Origin of the sequence: Actinoplanes sp. NPDC089786 (assembly GCF_040684855.1) — a bacterium.
Taxonomy (GTDB): Bacteria; Actinomycetota; Actinomycetes; order Mycobacteriales; family Micromonosporaceae; genus Actinoplanes.
Genome location: NZ_JBFBGU010000054.1, coordinates 1 through 16591, shown reverse-complemented (window position 1 = coordinate 16591; position 16591 = coordinate 1). Strand labels below are relative to the sequence as shown.

The following is a 16591-nucleotide window of genomic DNA, read 5'->3' as shown; positions in this document are numbered from 1 at the left end:
CAACTTCACCGCCAAGGCATCCTCACTCATCACACCAAACCCAACGAGCCGATCATGAAAACCGCCGACCAGCTAATTCATCGTCGAGCCCTTAGCAGGCGGGCCGGGCCGAGGGCGTCGTACGTGCGGTCCGCGGACGGGCCAAATGAGTCAGGCGACGAGCGAGCGCAGTGCCTCGCCGACCATGCTGACCACGCCGACACACGCAGGGTGAACCTGGCCTCGGTGGTGGTGCCCTCCCACGGGCGGGCCTGGTGTCGAAACTGGTAATGCCGGTATTGCCGGAGACTCTCGGCTGGTCGTAGAGTCCGAGCCAGGACGCAGGCTCAGGAGGACGCATGTTGCTCGACGATCAACGTCTCGAGAGATCCATGAGGCGCGGGCGGTCGTCGTGAGTTCCGCCGTCGCTGGGTATGTACCTCGGTGGCATCTTCAGCCCGGCGGCCGTGTGGCCGTCCACGCGTCGGCGGAGGGCGGCCTGCTGTACGCCACACTTCTGGCTGTCGATGATGCGGTGGCCGGCCCGGAGCATTGGCGGGGTCTGCCGTCGCTGGCGTCCCTCGGACCGCTGCCGGCCCGGTCAGTCCCTCTCGTCCCAGGCTCCTGTCTGCGTGTCAGTGGTCCCGCCCGGCAGCTTTCCGAGGTGACCCTCGAGCTCACCGTCTGGCAACGCAGCGCGCAGCCAAGCTCGTCGACCCTCATCGAGCTGCGGGGGACCGCCGGCGCTGTCCGTGTGGTCCTTCACCCGGACAGTTCGCTGTGGCTGGCGACTGAGGCCGGCGATCACCTGCCGACGGGATTGCGCCTCGGCGTCCGAACCTGGCACCGGCTGGCGATGAGCGTGTGCAAAGAGTCCGTCGAGCTACGGCTGCGCGGCTTGCACACGACGCTGCCCTTGACGTGGTCCGCCGATCTTGCGGCCTTGGGCGGTGGAGCGCTCGAAGAACTTCTGATCGCGGGACGACACGACCCGGACTCCCCTACGGAGTGCCGTGGTGAACTGGACGCCAAGGTGGAGGCGCCAAGGCTCCTGAATGCAGCCGGCGAACTGCTGACCAGCTGGGACTTCAGCGCTCTGCCGTACGACGACGACGTGCCGGACATCGCGGGACTGTTCGCACATTCCCGTCTGATCAACGGTCCTGGGCGCGGAATGACCGGCTCCGCGTGGCGGGGGCGGCACACCTGCTTCGTCGACGCTCCGGAGGAGTACGGGGGCGCCTGGTTCCATCGCGACGACCTGGCGGACGCAGAATGGCCGCTGCTCGCCGAGATCGAGATCCCGGCCGACGCGCGCCCCGGCGTCTACTGCGTCGTGCTCTCGCTGGACGCCGAGCCGCGCTACGACGATGTGGAGCGTTGGTGTCCCATCCCCGTCTTCGTGACGGCGGAGCCCGGTGCGCGGGCGCAGGTGGCTTTGGTCCTTCCGACGTTCAGCTACCGCGCGTACGCCAACAATGGCTTTTTTGAAGACGCGGACCCGGCTGTCTATCGCCATCGTGGATTGACATGTTCGGCCCATGTGTACCGGTACATCGACGAACACCGTCTGCTTTCCCTCTACGGCCGGCACCATGACGGCAGCGGCGTCCACTTGGCGTCGTTGCGCCGGCCCCAGGCGACGGTGCGGCCGGACTGGGTCAGTCAACCGCTGGGGCGGACCCACCAGCTTTCGGCCGACCTGTCGATCCTCCGCTGGCTGTCCGAGACCGGGGTCGACTGGACGATCCTCACCGACGAGCAGCTGCACGAGCAGGGCGAGGAGGCGATCGACGGGGTCGACGTGCTGATCACCGGCAGCCACCCGGAGTACAGCACGCGTGAGCTGCTCGACACCTACGACCGTCACCTCGAGCGGGGCGGTCACCTGATGTACCTCGGAGGAAACGGTTTCATCCTCAAGGTCGAGGTCGACGCGGACCGTCCATGGCTGCTGGAGCTGCGCCGTGGCGACAGTGGCGGTGACATCTGGGCCGGCGACCCAGGGGAAGCCCACCACCAGGTGTCAGGGGAGATGGGCGGCCTCTGGCGCCGGTTGGGCCGTCCGCCGAACCTGCTGACCGGTGTCGGCTACTCGGCGATCGGATTCTCGGCTGACGTCGGCTACCGCCAGCCGGCGGATCTCCCGCTCACGGACCTGCCCACAAGGCTCGGGTCGGCGCTGCGTGAACTCACTGGCGAGCTGTTCGGCCTCGGCGGCTTCGAGGTCGACCGCTATGACCCCGACCTGGGCTCGCCGGAAGGAACGATCATTCTCGGGCGGCTGGACAATCTTCCCGACGACTACCGCCCGGTGCCGGAATACCTCGTTCTTGGCTCCGACCCGTCGGCCGGGATTCGAGCATCGACCCGCGGTGACGTCGTGTGGCGCCGAACGCCCCACGGCGGGCAGGTCTTCTCGACGGGCTCGATCTCCTGGACGTCACGCCTCAACGAGCCGGATGACCCGGGGCACTGCCGGCTGATCACCACGGCCGCGCTTCTGGACATGCTCGACCCGGAAACCTGAGGACGGTCCGGTGGCCCGGCCGCAGGCGTGCGACCGGGCCATTGACAGGTCAGGCGAGCAGTTCCCGGAGGAATCGCCGGTTGTCTTCGTGCAACAGCTTCGAAGCCTCGATCGCAGTCTCCAGCTTGCCCGCGACGAGGTCGCGGGCAAGTTTTTCATGCAGCTCGAAGATCGCCTTGCTCATCGTCTGGCCGTGCGGCGAGATCCGGATCGTCTCGACGACCTGCTTGTCGATGCCGTCCCACAGCGACGCCAGCAGCGGGCTCCGGGCCGCCGCGATGATCGCGGCATGCAGCGCTCGGTCGGCCTCCACGGTGTCCTGCCGCAAGGTGACCGCCTCCCGGAGACGCTCCAGCGCGGCGCCGACCGCGGCGTGCTCCTCCCCGCCGACGTGCGTGACCGCGAGACGCAGCGCACCAGTCTCCAGGACCTCACGCACATTGACGACGTCCTGAAGCTTGACCCCGCCGCTCACCACATGGTCGCCGGGCGCCGCGGTGACGAAAGCGCCGCGCCCCATCTGGATATCGACCAGGTCCATTGCGGTCAGCGTCGACAGGGCCTCGCGGACGACCGGCCGGGAGACCGCGAACTCCTCGGCCAGCTTGCGCTCACTCGGCAGCTTGGCGCCGACCGCATAGACACCCTCGCGGATCCGGTCCACAAGGGCCCGGGCGATCCGGTTCGCCTGCGAGTCGCGCCGTCCGCCGAGTTCCACGAATCCTCCTCCGAGCACCGCTGGGCCGATGCCCAGGCGGACACGGCCGGCCGGACCGGTAAAACCGGCCGGGCGACTAGCAGTATGCGGCACCCATGTGCTCACCCGCGCAGCCCGGGGATGTAGGCCGACAGCCTTCGGCGGGTGCGAGCGGCCGCGAAGCCGTCGCGGATGCGCTCGATGATCCGCGTACGGACGTCGTGATCGACGAACGCCGCACGAGCTGCGTCGAGCTGGAACCGCTCGTGCTCGTCGAGGCCGTAACCGAACGCCTGGGTGAGGCGGGCGAGGTCGTGCGACAGCGTGGTCTGGCTCATCAACCGGTTGTCGGTGTTGACGGTCACCGTGAAGCCGAGCCGGCGCAGGCGCTCGAACGGATGATCGGCCATGGTGTCGCCCCAGGCGGCCACCGCGCCCGTATGGAGGTTGGAGGTCGGACTCGTCTCCAGCGCTACCCGACGGTCGCGTACCCACCTGGCGACCGGGCCGAGCTCGTCCCGCGGCCCGAGATCCTCGGCGATGCGGACACCGTGGCCCAGCCGCAAGGCGCGCCCGTCCACCAGCGCCCCGGCGATGCTGGCGGGACCGTCCGCCTCGCCCGCGTGCACGGTCACCGGGAACAGCTCATGGGCCAGCAGGTCGAACGCGTCACGGTGCGCGCCCGCTGGATAGCCGGTCTCCGGCCCTGCGATGTCGAAGCCGACCACCCCGCGGTCACGGTGCCGCAGCGCAAGCTCCGCGATCTCCCGGGCGCGCCGTCCGTTGCGCATCGCGCAAAGCAGCTGCCGGACCTCGATCGGACGGCCGCCCGCGGTGGCCCCGGCCATCCCGTCCTCGATTCCGGCCTGGACTGCTTCGACGACCTCGTCTAGCGTCAGCTCATTGCGCTGCTTTGCCTCGGGCGCCCATCGAACCTCGCCGTACACGACCCCGTCGGCGGCCAGGTCCAGGACGTACTCGCGGGCCACACGATGCAGGCCGGGGACCGTTTGCATGACAGCGTCGGTCATCCAGAAGGACTCCAGGTAGGCGACCAGAGAACCCGCGTCGGCCCGGTGCAGGAACCAGGCCGCGAGGTCTTCCGGGTCCCCGGCCGGCAGCTCGAGACCCAGCTCCGCGCCGAGCTCGAGGATTGTCTGCTCGCGCAGGGCCCCCTCCAGATGATCGTGCAGGGACACCTTGGGCAGGCTGCGAACGCCGAGGAGCTCGCCGGCCGGGTCGAGCGGTCGCCGCTCGCGTGCGAGGAGGCTCATGCGACGGTCTCCCGTCCTGTCTCGTAGGTGGAGATCGCGGCGACCTTTGCCGCTGAGGCCGAAGCTGGATCGAACTCGTGCCGCAACCACTCCTGGACCAGCGCTCGGGCGAGCTCCGGACCGATCACCCGCTCGCCGAGCGTCAGCACCTGGGCGTTGTTGCTCAGTACGGATCGCTGGACCGAGTAGATGTCATGGGCGGTGACGGCTCGGATACCGGGCACCTTGTTCGCCGAGATGGCCACGCCCAGTCCTGTGCCGCAGACCAGCAGGGCCCGATCGGCAGCGCCGGACGCCACCAATTCGGCGGCCGCAACCGCGACCTGTGGGTATGGCGTGTGTGCGGCCTCGTCCACGCCGACATCGACGATGGAGACGACCCGCGGATGTGCCTCCAGGTCCGCCTTGAGCATTTCCTTGTAGAGGTAGCCGGCGTCATCGGCGCCGATGACCATCCGCAAAGGGCGGGGGCCGGTACTGGTCATGGTTGTGCTCCGGACGGTTCGGCGGTGGGGGATTGCTCGGCCAGCGCTCCGGCGAGCAGGGCGAACGAGGTGGCCCCGGGATCGGCATGGCCGCGGCTGCGCTCGGCGAGCGGCCGGGCCCGGCCGCGCACCGGTACGAGCGCAGCGGTGCCCTTCGCGCCGGCGAGTGCGGCCGAGGCGGCGAGGTGCCAGGCCGCACCGAGGCCCGTGCCGGCGGTGGCAGCTGCCTCGAGCGCGCGGACGAGCGGCTCGAAGGCGTCGACGATGGTCTTGTCGCCCGGGTTAGCGCCGCCGAGGCCGGTGATGGCGTCGAGGGCGGAGCGAGCCGCGCCGGCGATCGCCGCGGTGTCGAGATCGTCGGCGTCGTGCAGGTGCCGGGCCGCACGCTCGAGCCCGGCGCCCCAAAGGGCGCCGGACGTGCCGCCCCCGACGTCCGCCCAGGCACGGCCGGCCGCGATGAGTGCGCCGCTGAGACCGGCGCCGGAATCGACGGCGCCCTGCGCGGCGGCCAGCGCGCCTCGGGCGCCGCGGAGCATTCCCGTGCCGTGGTCGCCGTCGCCTGCGACAGCGTCGAGGTCGCCGAGGCGACGCTCCTCGCGGGCAAGGGCCTGGACAGCTGTGTCCAGAGCGGCGACGGCGCGGGGACCGGCGGCCCGGGCGGCGGCGCTGCGATCATCGGCGACAGCGGGGATGCCTCGGTCGTAGGTGCCGACATCCGGGACCTCGGTGTCGACCGGCTCCGGGCCGGGAACGCGGGTGTACGCCGCGCTGTTGGCCGGTGCGCGCCAGAGCCGCTCGAGCTCATCGTCGACCCAGCAGACGGTGACCGAGAGCCCGCCCATGTCCAGGCTGGTGACGAGCTCGCCGACCTCGGCGTCGACCACCTCCACACCGCGGTCGCTCAGCGCGCGGGCGACACCGGCGAAGAGGATGAAGAGCTCCTCGTGGGACACGGTGCCCAGCCCGTTGACCAGGACGACGGCCCGGCTGCCCCACTCGGGGCGGGACTCGGCCACCAGGTCGGTGATCAGCCGTTCGGCGAGGGTGCGCGCGGCCGGAAGAGGCTCGTCACTGACCCCCGGCTCGCCGTGGATGCCGAGTCCTACCGACATCGTCGCGGTGGGGACGGTGAACAGAGGAGCATCCGCACCCGGAAGCGTGCAGCCGGAGAGGGCGATCCCGAGGGTCCGCGTGCGCTCGTTGGCGCAGCGGGCGACGCGTTCCACCTCGTCCAGACCGGCGCCGCCCTCGGCTGCGGCGCCGGCAAGTTTGACGACGACGAAATCACCGGCCACGCCGCGCCGCTGGTGCTCCTGACCGGTGGGCGCGCTGGCGATGTCGTCGGTGACCAGCAGCGTGCGCACGTCATGGCCCTCGCCGCGCAGCCGTTCCTGGGCGAGGCCGAAGTGCAGGACGTCACCGGCATAGTTGCCGTACAGGAACAGCACTCCGGCGCCGCGGTCGCAGGCATGGGCGACGTGGTAGGCCTGTGCCGCCGACGGGGAGGTGAAGACCTGCCCGCAGACGGCGCCGGTGGCCAGCCCCGGGCCGACCAGCCCGGCGAATGCCGGGTAGTGACCGGAGCCGCCGCCGAGGACGACGGCGACCTGCCCGGGCGGTACGGGCGTCGCGCGGACCACGCCGCCATCGACGCGCCGGACCTGGCGCGGGTGAGCTCGGGTCAGCCCGTCGAGAGCGTCATCGACGAAGTCATCCGGGCCGTTGTGGATCGATGTCACGGGTTGTTCCTCTCCTCATCGAGGTGGCTGTGCAGCAGTCCGCGGACGTACGCGTGGTTCACGGCGCTGACCCCGAGGGCGTCGCCGCCGTACTGCTCGCAGGTCACGACTCCGGAGAATCCGGAGGCGAGTGCCGTACCGAGCGCCTGGCGGTAGTCGATGACGCCGAGCTCGAGCGACGTCGGCGAGGTCAGCACCACTCCACGATCGGGGTCGTCCATACGCAGGTAGTTCTTGACATGCCAGTAGTTGGTGTAGGGCAGCACCTTTTCGAGGACCTCGCGGGGCGGTTCGACGGGTCGGTGCAGCCGCACCAGGTTGCCGGTATCCGGGTTGAGCCCGACCTCGGGCAGGCCGATGTCCTCGACCATGCGAACCGCACTCTCGGCGGTGCCGAGGAAGGTGTCCTCGTACATCTCGAGCGAGAGCAGGAGCCCGGCCGCCGCGGCATGTGAGCCCAGATCGCGTAGGCGGGCCACAGCGCGGCCGCGCAGCTCGGTGTCCGCGGGATCGTTGGCCGGATGGTCGGCCGTCCAGAACCACAACTGCTCACGTTGGGCTGCGGTGAGCGGCTCGTGCAGCCCGACCGACACGACACGCGCACCCAGCCGGGCGGCAGCGTCGATGGTGCGGTGACTGTAGGCGAGATTGGCGTCGCCGTGCCGGGGGTCCACAACGCTGCCCCGGATCACTGCGACGGCCGCGATCTCGAGCTTGGCGGCGGCCGCCGCCTCGCCGAGCTGATCGACCTCGTCACCGGGAAGATCGCCCACCCGCAGCCAGGTGTCGGTCAGTTCCACCAACACGAAGCCTGCGCGGGCCACCTGCCGCAGGCGGCGAGCTCGGTCGGCGTGGTCCGCACTGGGCGGGAAAGGCAGGGTTCCGGTGGCCACGGGCCAGGTTGTGGCGTCCAGTTCCGCACGTACGTGCGACTGGATGCGGCGGGTCGCTGTGGATGTCATGTCAGGCTCCTGGGCTCAGGCGCCCGCGACCGCGGGACGGCGAAGCGAACGCAGCCCGGCCACGGCCAGCGCAAGCACGGTGGCGACGTAGGGCAGGGCCGAGATGGGATCGGTGGGAAACTCGGTGCGTACCTGTAGCACGGTGGTGAGTGCCTGGAAGGCGCCGAACAGGGTGGCCGCGACAACGGTGCCGACGGGATGCTTGAGCCCGAGGTAGACGGCGGCCAGCGCGATGAATCCGCGGCCCTGGGTCATGTCGCGGACGAACGTGTGTGTGGTCGCCAGGGAGAGCTGAGCACCGGCGACACCGGCCAGCACACCGGAGGCGAGCATCGCTCCCCACTTGACCCGCAGCGGAGAGACGCCGGCCTCGACGACAGCCGATGCGTTACCGCCGACCGCGCGGATCCAGATGCCGGGGCGGGTGTCGAAGTAGAACTTGACGAACAGCGGTACCAGGACGATCGCCAGCCATGTCAGGGGCGACAGATCGGCGAACGCGCCGAGGACGGGCAGGCCGTCGAGGAACGACAGCCCGACGGTGGGCAACGGCCTGGACTCCAGCGCGTTGGATCCGCCGCCGGACCCGCGATTGAGTGCATACAGGAGCGTCACGGTGCCACCGGCGGCCACCAGATTGACCGCGATGCCGGCCAGGACGAAGTGCGCCCCCAGACCCAGATGGGACCAGGCCAGCAGCGTTGCGAGGGCAGCGCCGACGAGCACCGCCGCTGCCAGGCCGCCCCAGGGGCCCAGGAAGGTCGTGGAAACCGCGGCGGCGCCGAACGCGCCGCCGAGCATCATGCCCTCCAGACCGATGTTGTCCACACCGGCGCGAACCGTGAGCAGGCAACCGAGAGCGGCGAGGACGAGTGGAGTCGCGACCTCAAGTATGCCGGCGAGGTACATCGGTCACCTCCTGGGTGGACGGGACGAGAGAGGGGGCGCTCGCGCCGAGCTCCGGTCCGGGCTCGGACTTCGCCGTGACCGGCTCCACCGGGTCGTCGGCGAGCGGCGAACGTCGGCGGCGCTCGCGCTGGCGCAGCAACGCGGCCAGACCGATGATGAGCAGGCCCTGCAGGACCACCACGACGTCGCGGGGGACTCCGGCGGTGATCTGGATGACGTCGCCGCCGGTGCGCAGGTATCCGTAGGCCAGAGCGGTGAGTGGCACCAGTGCGGGACGGTTGACGGCGAGCAAGGCGACCAGGACGCCGTCGAAACCGATGCCGGTGGCCATCCCGATGATGAGGCGATGGGTGTCGCCGAAGCCGATCACGGCCCCGGCGGCTCCGGCGATGCCACCGGAGATCACGAAGACCAGGCAGATCAGGCGGCGTACGGAATAGCCGTTGGCGAGTGCCGTCCGCTGGCTCTCACCGACGACGCGCAGGCGGAAACCGAGTCCGGTACGGCTCAGAAGCAGACCACTGCCGAGGCAGACCAGAATGCCGAGAAGCAGAACCACCGGGATGGCCGGAGCCTGCCCGAACGATGGCAGGAAGAGGGCCGGGTCGAAGAAGCTGGAGACCGGGAACCCGGCGCCGGGCGGTAGAAGAAACTCCTTGACGACAAAGGCGAACAGGAACGTTGCGACGTAGTTGAGCATCAGAGTGCTGACGATCTCGTCGGTGCCCAGGTAGGCCTTCATCAGACCGGGTACGAGTCCCCAGACGCATCCGCCGGCGATCGCTGCGGCCAACGCCAGGGGGAGCGCCGCACCACTCGGGCCCAACGCGAGGGCGACGAGGCCGGCCGCGAGAGCGCCGACGAGGACCTGGCCCTCGGCGCCGATCGCGAACATCCCGATCCGGAAAGCCAGGCATACGCTGGCGCCGGTGAACATCACGAAGCTGGAGTAGGAGAGCCATTGCTCTATGCGTCCGGGGCTGGACACCGCGCCGGTGAACAGGTCCCCGAGGGTGCGCCACGGCTGATCGCTGGTCACGCTGAACAGCAGAAGGATCAGTACGAAAGCGAGCAGGACACCTGCGGCCAGGCGCAGGACGCTGGGGGAGAGGGAGGATCGGGCGACACGCATGATCAGGCTTCCTCCGTCCGGGCGGCGCCGAGCATCAGTGCGCCGAGCTGTGCGGTCCGTACGGAGGCGTCGTTGACCAAATCCGCCACGACCCGCCCGTCACGCATGACCAGGATCCGGTCGGCGATCGTGCGGATCTCGTCGAGATCGCTGGACTGCACCAGGACCGCCGCGCCGCCGGATGCGGACACTGCCAGCTGTGCGTGCACATTGGCGATCGCGGCGACGTCCAGCCCACGCGTCGGTTCGCGGACGATTACCAGCCGTGGGTCGCGGGACAGCTCACGCGCCAGGACCACTTTCTGGACGTTGCCGCCGGACAGGCTGCCGACGTGCTGGCTGCCGTCGCGGCAGCGGATGTCGAAGCGATCGATCAACGCGTCGGCGTTCGCCTTCATCGCCTTGCGGGCGGTGAGGCCGCGAGGGAAGAAGCGCGCATCTCCGACCCGATTCAAGACGAGGTTCTCGGCAATGCTGAGGTGCCGCGCCACGCCGGCGGTCAGTCGGTCCTCCGGCACGTAGGCGACGCGTGCCCGCAGCGCCGCAGCCCGGTTCCAGGTTCGCTGCTCGTTGCCGCGGAGCAGCAACGTTCCGTCGTCCGGTTGTCGCATCCCGGCGAGCGCCTCGCACAGCAGTTGCTGGCCGTGCCCATCGATGCCGACGACGCCGACGATCTCGCCCGCGCGAATCTGAAGGTCCACACCGGTCAGCGGTACGTCGGCTCCGCGGCTGATACCGACGCCCCGCAACTCAGCGACGACGTCGCCGGGTACCCGCTCGGAGTGGGTGTGCTGCGCAGGCCGCCCGCCTACCATGTCGGCGATCAGCGTCGCTCGAGTGACCCGCCCGATCTTCCGGCGGGCGACCACCGCGCCGTGCCGCATCACGGTGACGTCGTCGGCGAGCTGTTCGGCTTCCTCGAGTTTGTGAGTGATGAACAGGACGGAGACGCCGATGGCCTGCAAACGCCGGACGGCCGCGAACAGGCCTTCTCGCTCCGGCGGCGCGAGCAGCGCCGTGGGTTCATCGAGGATGAGGATCCGGGCGCCTCGGTAGAGGGCCTTGAGGATCTCGACGCGTTGCTGCTGCGCAACCGTCAGGTCCGCGACACGGCGGCTGAGGAAAACTTCGAGGCGCAGTTCCGCCGCCAGCTCGCCGATGCGGTCCGCCGCCCGCGACCGGTCGACCCTCCCGCGCCGGGTGGTCTCGGCGCCCAACGCGATGTTGTCCAGTGCCGACAGCTCCGGGACCAGGCCGAAGTGCTGGAACACCATGCCGACGCCGGCGTTGATCGCGTCCTTCGGCGTGCGGAAGACGCGCCGCTGACCGCCCAGCAGGATGCTTCCGGAGTCAGGCTGCTCCACGCCGAACAGGATGTTCATCAGCGTGGACTTGCCGGCGCCGTTCTCACCCAGCACCGCGTGCACGCTGCCGCGGCGAAGCACCAGCGACACCGAGCGATTCGCATGCACTGGGCCGAACCACTTGTCGACCTCGATCAGTTCCAGCGCCGGCATGCCGGACGCATCCGCGGGCACGGCTCAGGCCCCCGGCAGCACGGAGTCGTAGGTTCCGGCGCCGAGATCGGTGACGACCTTGTCCATCCGCGTTTGCACGTCCGCGGGTACGACAGCGGCGTACAGGCCGGTCTTCTCCAGCCGGACCGAGTCGTCCTTGACGCCGAAGGAGGCGACCTGGCCGGTCGGCAGCTTGTCGTTCGCGGCCGCAGTCACCGCGTCGGCGATCGACGACTCGACGTCGGTCGAGGCGGAGCTGAGGATTGTGTCGGTTCCGCCGACCTTCGCGGAGGCGGACTGCTGGGCGGAGTTGCCGATCGCCCACAGGCCGTGAGCGGCGGCCGCCTCGAAGACACCCTTGTCGGTGCCGCCGGCCGCGGTGAACAGAATCTCCGCGCCCTGGGCGATCATGTCCTCGGCGACTGCCTTGCCCTGGGCGGGGTCGGCGAAGGAGTTGGCGTAGGCAGAGAGGACCCGGACCTTCGGGGCGACGGCAGCAACACCGGCCTTGAATCCCGCGATGTAATCCTCGATGACGCCGATCTCCTGGCCGCCGACGACTCCGACGACGCCGGTCCTGGCCACTTTGCCGACCTTGGGGGCGGTCTCGAGCAGGCCGGCGAGTGCGCCGGCAAGGAAGCCGGCCTGGTCGTAGCGGTAGGTGATCGAGTACACGTTCGTGCAGTTGCCGCACTTCTTCGGGTCGATCGCCGCGTCGAAGAGCACGAACTGCTTGTCCGGATGCTGAGCGGCCGCCTGTTCGACCAGTTCGGTCATCGCGAAGGTGCCGGTGATGACCGGGTTGGCGTCCCCGGTGACCAGGTCCTCGAAGGCGGGCTGCCACTTGGTCGCTTCGGTCCCGGCCTCGACCACCTGCGGCTCGAAACCGGCCGCGGAGGCGCCCTTCTCGACGCCGGCCTTCGAGTCGTCGAAGAAACCGCCGTCACCGGTGGTGCCCGGGATCAGCAGGGCGACCTTCCGGGCCGGTGAACCGGCGTCCGAGCCCCCGTCGCAGGCGGTGATCGTGAGGGCGAGGACGGTCACGACGGCTGTGCTGGCTGGTCTCAGTGCGAGACGACGAATAGAACGCATGGCTTCTCCTCGGATGGGGTCGGGGTTGATGCGGTTCAAGGAGTGCCGGGAGGTTCCCGGCTAGCTGTTGTCTGCTTCTGGTCTAACTGGTAAGACCAGTCTGGTGGCTGCGACGCCCGAGCGTCAAGGGGCAGCTCAGAGCCGCCGTACCGAATCCGACCCGCAGTAGGAGCGTGACCGTGACCACCGCACAGACGACGTCGACGCCGACGTCCACGCACCGCAGAGCACTTGTCGCGTACGAGAAGAGGACCCCGGAATCCCGGCGACTGTTTCGCCAGGCCGGTGAGGTGATAGCCGGCAGCGTCTCGCGCTCGACCCTCGCGTTCGAGCCCTACCCCTTCTACGGAGCGGTGGCAGCGGGTGCACGTGTCACGGACGTCGACGGGAATCCGTACCTGGACCTGGTGAACAACTACACCAGTCTGGCGCACGGCCACGGCCATGGCCCGACCGCAAGCGCGGCAGCCCGGGAACTCACGCGATCAACCGGCTCCGGCACGGCCAACCCCCGCGAAGCGTTGTACGCGGAACAGTTGCGTGACCGGCTGCCTTCGATGCAACGGCTCCGCTTCACCACCTCCGGTTCCGAGGCAACGGGATTTGCGGTACGCGCCGCCCGCGCGCACACCGGGCGCACCCGTGTGCTCAAGTTCGAGGGCGGATTCCACGGCTCGCACAACGAGCTGCACCGCGACGTCGCCTCCCGGGAACCGCTGCCGACCGGCACCGCGATCCCGTCGCGACCGGCCGCTGGTGGCATGGAGCCGTCCGAAACGGTCACCGCGGTCTACAACGACCCCACGTCCGTCCGAACCGCCTTCGAGCGCTGGGGCACCCAGATCGCGGCCGTGATCGTGGAGCCGTTCCTGGGCAATGCCTCCCTGGTGACCGCGGACCGCCCGTTCCTCGACCAGATCTTCGCCTCGGCCTCCGAGGCAGGCGCACTGGTCGTCTTCGACGAGGTGCAGTCGCTGCGGGCCGGCTACCGGGGAGCCCAAGGCATGTGGGGCTACGCGCCCGATCTCACCGCGATCGGCAAGATCATGGGCGGTGGCTTCGCGCTCGCCGCGTACGGCGGGCGGGCCGACATCTTCGACGTCTTTTCCCCAGGCCCGCAGCAACTCGTGCAGACTGGTACGTTCACGGCCACTCCGCTCGCGCTCGCGGCAGGTCAGGCCGCCATGGCCGCACTCGACGAGACGGCGTACGACGACCTCGCCGCGCGGACCGATCGGTTGCGCGACGGCCTGCGCCGCGCGGCTCGCGACGCCGGGATACCCGTCCACGTCAATGGCCTGGGCTCGATGTTCGACATTGCGTTCTCCACCCGGCCCGTCGACAGCTACCGTGCCCACTACACCGCCGACGCCGACCTCCTCGCCGAGGTACGGCTGCACATGGTGAACGCCGGGGTGCTCATCATGCCCCGCGGAACCGGTTGCCTGTCCACGGCAGTGACCGACGAGGACGTCGACGAGGCGATCGCCGCCTTCACCGCCGCCCTGAACCTGTCCACCGGAGGCTGACCGATGCTGAACCTCGACCTTTCCGACACCGCGGCCCTGGTGACCGGGGCCGCGTCCGGCATCGGCGCCGCGTGCGCGGAGACGCTGGCCGAAGCCGGTGCCGTAGTGGTCTCCGTCGACCTGACCGCCCCCGGAGTCCCCGGTGCGGACGTGCACCTCGTAGGTGACGTCACTGATCCGGACGTACGCGCGACCGCGCTGGACCGCCTCGCCGGGGCAGGCGTGCGACGGCCACGCTGGCTGCTGGTCAACAACGCCGCAATCCAGCTCGAGAAACGCCTGGAGGACACCACGGCCGAGGAGCATCGCCGATTGTGGGACGTCAACGTGGCCGCCGTGATCGACCTGACCAGCCGGTACGCCGAACGCGCGCCGAACGGCTCCGGTGTGGTGCTGATGGCGTCGGTGCTGAGCGCGACCGGCGACCCCGCACTGGCCGGCTACACCGTCACCAAGGGTGCCATCCTCAACTACACGCGCACCGCGGCGCTCGCGTACGCCGGACGCCTGCGAGTCAACGCCGTGCTCCCCGGGGCGATCCGTACGCCGCTGACCACCCGCGCCTGGGAGGCAAGCGGTGACCCCGAAACGGCCGAAGCCCGCATGACCCGCCTCTACCCGGCCGGACGCATCGGCGAACCCTCCGACGTCGCCGGCGTGGTGGCGTTCCTGGCGAGCCGGTACGCATCCTTCATGACGGGCAGCCTGGTCGCCGTCGACGGCGGGCTGCTCGCCGCCAACGCCGAATGGGGGCTGGAACGCCTGTGAACACGTCGACCCGGATCTACGATCTCACCCTGCCCATCGCCCACGGCATGGACGCCTTCCCCGGCGAACCGACCGCAACCTTCACGCGGTTCTCGACGATCGAGGACGGTGGCATCGAAATGTGGGATGTCGGGCTCTTCAGCCAACTCGGCACCCACGTCGACGCACCCCGGCACTTTCTCGCCGATGCGGCGACCGTCGAGTCGCTCGACCTCAGCGCCTGCATCGGCCCAGCGACAGTCCTCGACGTCCCCGACGACCGCGATGTGAGCCGTGCTGACGTGCTGGCCCGGGCCGAGCAGATTCGCGACACCGGCCGGCTGCTCCTGCGCTCCGGATGGTCACGGCGGTACGGCTCGAGCGGCTTCTGGGCCGGCTTTCCCGAGATCGGCCCGGACATCGCCGACGTCCTGGTCGATCTCGGCGTCCGCTTCCTCGGCATCGACACGCCAACCCCGAGTGTCGCCCACCTGCACGACGTTCACCGGCGTCTGCTCCGAGCCGGAATGGTGATCGCGGAATGCCTCACCGGCCTCGAGCAGCTCTCCACCACGACCTATCTCGTTTGCCTGCCGCTGCCGCTCGTCGGCCTCGACGGCGCCCCCGCGCGCATCGTCGCCATCGAACCCGCCCCTCGACTTCCGGAGAATCCGCTATGACCGCACCAGCACTCCGCACCAAGGTCATCATTGACACCGACACCGGCGTGGACGACGGCATGGGCCTGATCTACGGTCTGCTGTCTCCCGAACTCGACGTGGTCGCGGTGACCACCAGCTTCGGCAACGTCGACGTCGACAAGGTCACCCGCAACACCGCGGCGATCCTCGAACGGTTGGGCGCGGTCGTGCCCCTGGCCAAGGGCGCTGGGCAGGGTCTGGCCGGCGGCGTGGCCGACTATGTGCCGCAGATTCATGGCGAGGACGGTTTCGGCAACGCTTTCCTGCCCGAGCCCAGCTACGCGAACCTGGTCGAGGAGACCGCCGCAGCGATGACGGTGCGCCTGGCGGCAGAGCACCCGGGTGAGCTGGTGTGGATCGGACTCGGCCCGATGACCAATCTCGCGCTCGCCCTGCTTCTCGATCCTGCCCTCGCGTCGAGGCTCACGAGGGTGGTGTGGATGGGTGGTGCGGTGAAGGCGCCTGGCAATCAGACGCCGGTCGCCGAGGCGGATGCGCTGCACGATCCTGAGGCGGTGGCTCTGTGTTACAAGGAGCCGTGGGACTTTCTCCAGATCGGGCTTGACGTCACCAATGACACGATCTTCGAGGCAACGGATCTGGCGGCCGTCCGTGCGGCGTCGACGCCGGCGGCTGAGCTGATCGCGGCGGGCGTGCCTTTGTACATGTCGTTCTACGAGCAGATCTTCGGTCGGTACTGCTGCGCGATGCACTCGCCGCTCACCGTCGGCGTCGTCGCGCACCCTGAGCTCATCACCGAGGAGGAGACCCTTCCGATGGCCATCGAGCTGACCGGAACTCGAACGCGGGGTATGACGATCGCCGACCGCCGTCCCGGCCAGGACCGTGATGGCCGGGCCTGGGGCAGTGATCCCCGTGTCCGGGTGGCCTTCGACGTCGACCGCGCGACGTTCGTGCGCCGCTTCGTCGAGCGCATCACGTCAGCCGGCAGCACGGTGGTGTAGCGGCCGACGGAAGCCGGCGGTATTCACAGGGCGAAGCACCCTGCCGCGGCCGACGCTCGTGGCGTCGGCGCAACGACCCTGGCGAAGGTCGTGGGCGTCGGCCGGGCAGTCGGGAGAAGTCCTTTCTCGTGCCTGGGTAATTGTCGGTTTCTGACGTGCAAGCCGCTTCGCGATTAGCCTTCGGTGGTCGGTCTGGAGCAGGCGCCGGACCTCGTCGTGCTCGGAGCTGTCGTTCAAGGGTGACTGGATAGGTCGTCGGGCGGTTCGGGTGTCTAGTGTGGAGGCTGGTAGGTTGACCGGCTGTGTCCGCTCAGCCGCCGCCGTCGTATGACG

14 protein-coding genes are annotated in these 16591 nt (G+C 69.5%); 5 read left to right on the top strand and 9 right to left on the bottom strand.

All coding sequences use genetic code 11. The features are described 5' to 3' along the window. Positions 1–643 precede the first annotated feature (643 nt). Positions 644–2509 (top strand): N,N-dimethylformamidase beta subunit family domain-containing protein, encoded by a 1866-nt coding sequence (locus tag AB0O15_RS47395; RefSeq protein ID WP_364334633.1) that lies wholly within the window; start codon positions 644–646, stop codon positions 2507–2509. 49 nt (positions 2510–2558) lie between these two features. Here the strand turns inward: AB0O15_RS47395 and AB0O15_RS47390 are convergent, their stop codons facing one another. The 9 genes from AB0O15_RS47390 to AB0O15_RS47350 all read right to left on the bottom strand — a co-directional run bounded on the left by AB0O15_RS47390 (position 2559) and on the right by AB0O15_RS47350 (position 12268). Then, positions 2559–3227, bottom strand: coding sequence for a GntR family transcriptional regulator (locus AB0O15_RS47390; protein WP_364334630.1), 669 nt, complete (start codon positions 3225–3227; stop codon positions 2559–2561). Between the two features lie 101 nt (positions 3228–3328). Next, on the bottom strand, positions 3329–4480 hold the full coding sequence (locus AB0O15_RS47385; RefSeq protein WP_364334627.1) for an adenosine deaminase: 1152 nt from the start codon (positions 4478–4480) through the stop codon (positions 3329–3331). Beyond that, positions 4477–4935 (bottom strand): ribose-5-phosphate isomerase, encoded by a 459-nt coding sequence (locus AB0O15_RS47380; protein ID WP_364334624.1) that lies wholly within the window; start codon positions 4933–4935, stop codon positions 4477–4479. The genes AB0O15_RS47385 and AB0O15_RS47380 overlap by 4 nt, the downstream gene beginning before the upstream one ends. Positions 4936–4961: 26 nt before the next feature. Further along, positions 4962–6704 carry a dihydroxyacetone kinase family protein gene (locus AB0O15_RS47375; protein WP_364334621.1) on the bottom strand — a complete coding sequence of 581 codons (1743 nt, stop codon included), beginning with the start codon at positions 6702–6704 and terminating at the stop codon, positions 4962–4964. After that, a complete protein-coding gene (locus AB0O15_RS47370) occupies positions 6701–7666 on the bottom strand; it encodes a TIM barrel protein (RefSeq protein WP_364334618.1) in 966 nt (321 codons plus the stop codon). The genes AB0O15_RS47375 and AB0O15_RS47370 overlap by 4 nt, the downstream gene beginning before the upstream one ends. 15 nt (positions 7667–7681) lie before the next feature. Further along, the gene (locus AB0O15_RS47365) at positions 7682–8575 is read right to left on the bottom strand and encodes an ABC transporter permease (protein ID WP_364334615.1); all 894 of its coding nucleotides are present in this window, start codon (positions 8573–8575) and stop codon (positions 7682–7684) included. Then, on the bottom strand, positions 8553–9707 hold the full coding sequence (locus tag AB0O15_RS47360) for a hypothetical protein (protein ID WP_364334612.1): 1155 nt from the start codon (positions 9705–9707) through the stop codon (positions 8553–8555). The genes AB0O15_RS47365 and AB0O15_RS47360 overlap by 23 nt, the downstream gene beginning before the upstream one ends. A 2-nt stretch (positions 9708–9709) precedes the next feature. Then, a complete protein-coding gene (locus AB0O15_RS47355) occupies positions 9710–11224 on the bottom strand; it encodes an ABC transporter ATP-binding protein (RefSeq protein ID WP_364334609.1) in 1515 nt (504 codons plus the stop codon). A 24-nt stretch (positions 11225–11248) separates the two neighbouring features. Then, positions 11249–12268 (bottom strand): BMP family ABC transporter substrate-binding protein, encoded by a 1020-nt coding sequence (locus AB0O15_RS47350; protein WP_364334606.1) that lies wholly within the window; start codon positions 12266–12268, stop codon positions 11249–11251. Between the two features lie 227 nt (positions 12269–12495). Between AB0O15_RS47350 and AB0O15_RS47345 the strand changes: the two genes are divergently transcribed. Genes AB0O15_RS47345 through AB0O15_RS47330 form a run of 4 tightly spaced genes read left to right on the top strand, consistent with a single transcriptional unit; the run spans position 12496 to position 16258 of the window. Next, positions 12496–13845 (top strand): aminotransferase class III-fold pyridoxal phosphate-dependent enzyme, encoded by a 1350-nt coding sequence (locus AB0O15_RS47345; protein ID WP_364334603.1) that lies wholly within the window; start codon positions 12496–12498, stop codon positions 13843–13845. Positions 13846–13848: 3 nt separating this feature from the next. Continuing rightward, complete coding sequence (locus AB0O15_RS47340; protein ID WP_364334600.1) at positions 13849–14613, top strand: SDR family oxidoreductase; 765 nt, start codon at positions 13849–13851, stop codon at positions 14611–14613. Continuing rightward, complete coding sequence (locus AB0O15_RS47335) at positions 14610–15272, top strand: cyclase family protein (protein ID WP_364334597.1); 663 nt, start codon at positions 14610–14612, stop codon at positions 15270–15272. Before AB0O15_RS47340 ends, AB0O15_RS47335 begins: the two co-directional genes overlap by 4 nt. Further along, the gene (locus AB0O15_RS47330) at positions 15269–16258 is read left to right on the top strand and encodes a nucleoside hydrolase (RefSeq protein WP_364334594.1); all 990 of its coding nucleotides are present in this window, start codon (positions 15269–15271) and stop codon (positions 16256–16258) included. Before AB0O15_RS47335 ends, AB0O15_RS47330 begins: the two co-directional genes overlap by 4 nt. The last annotated feature ends 333 nt before the right edge of the window (positions 16259–16591 follow it).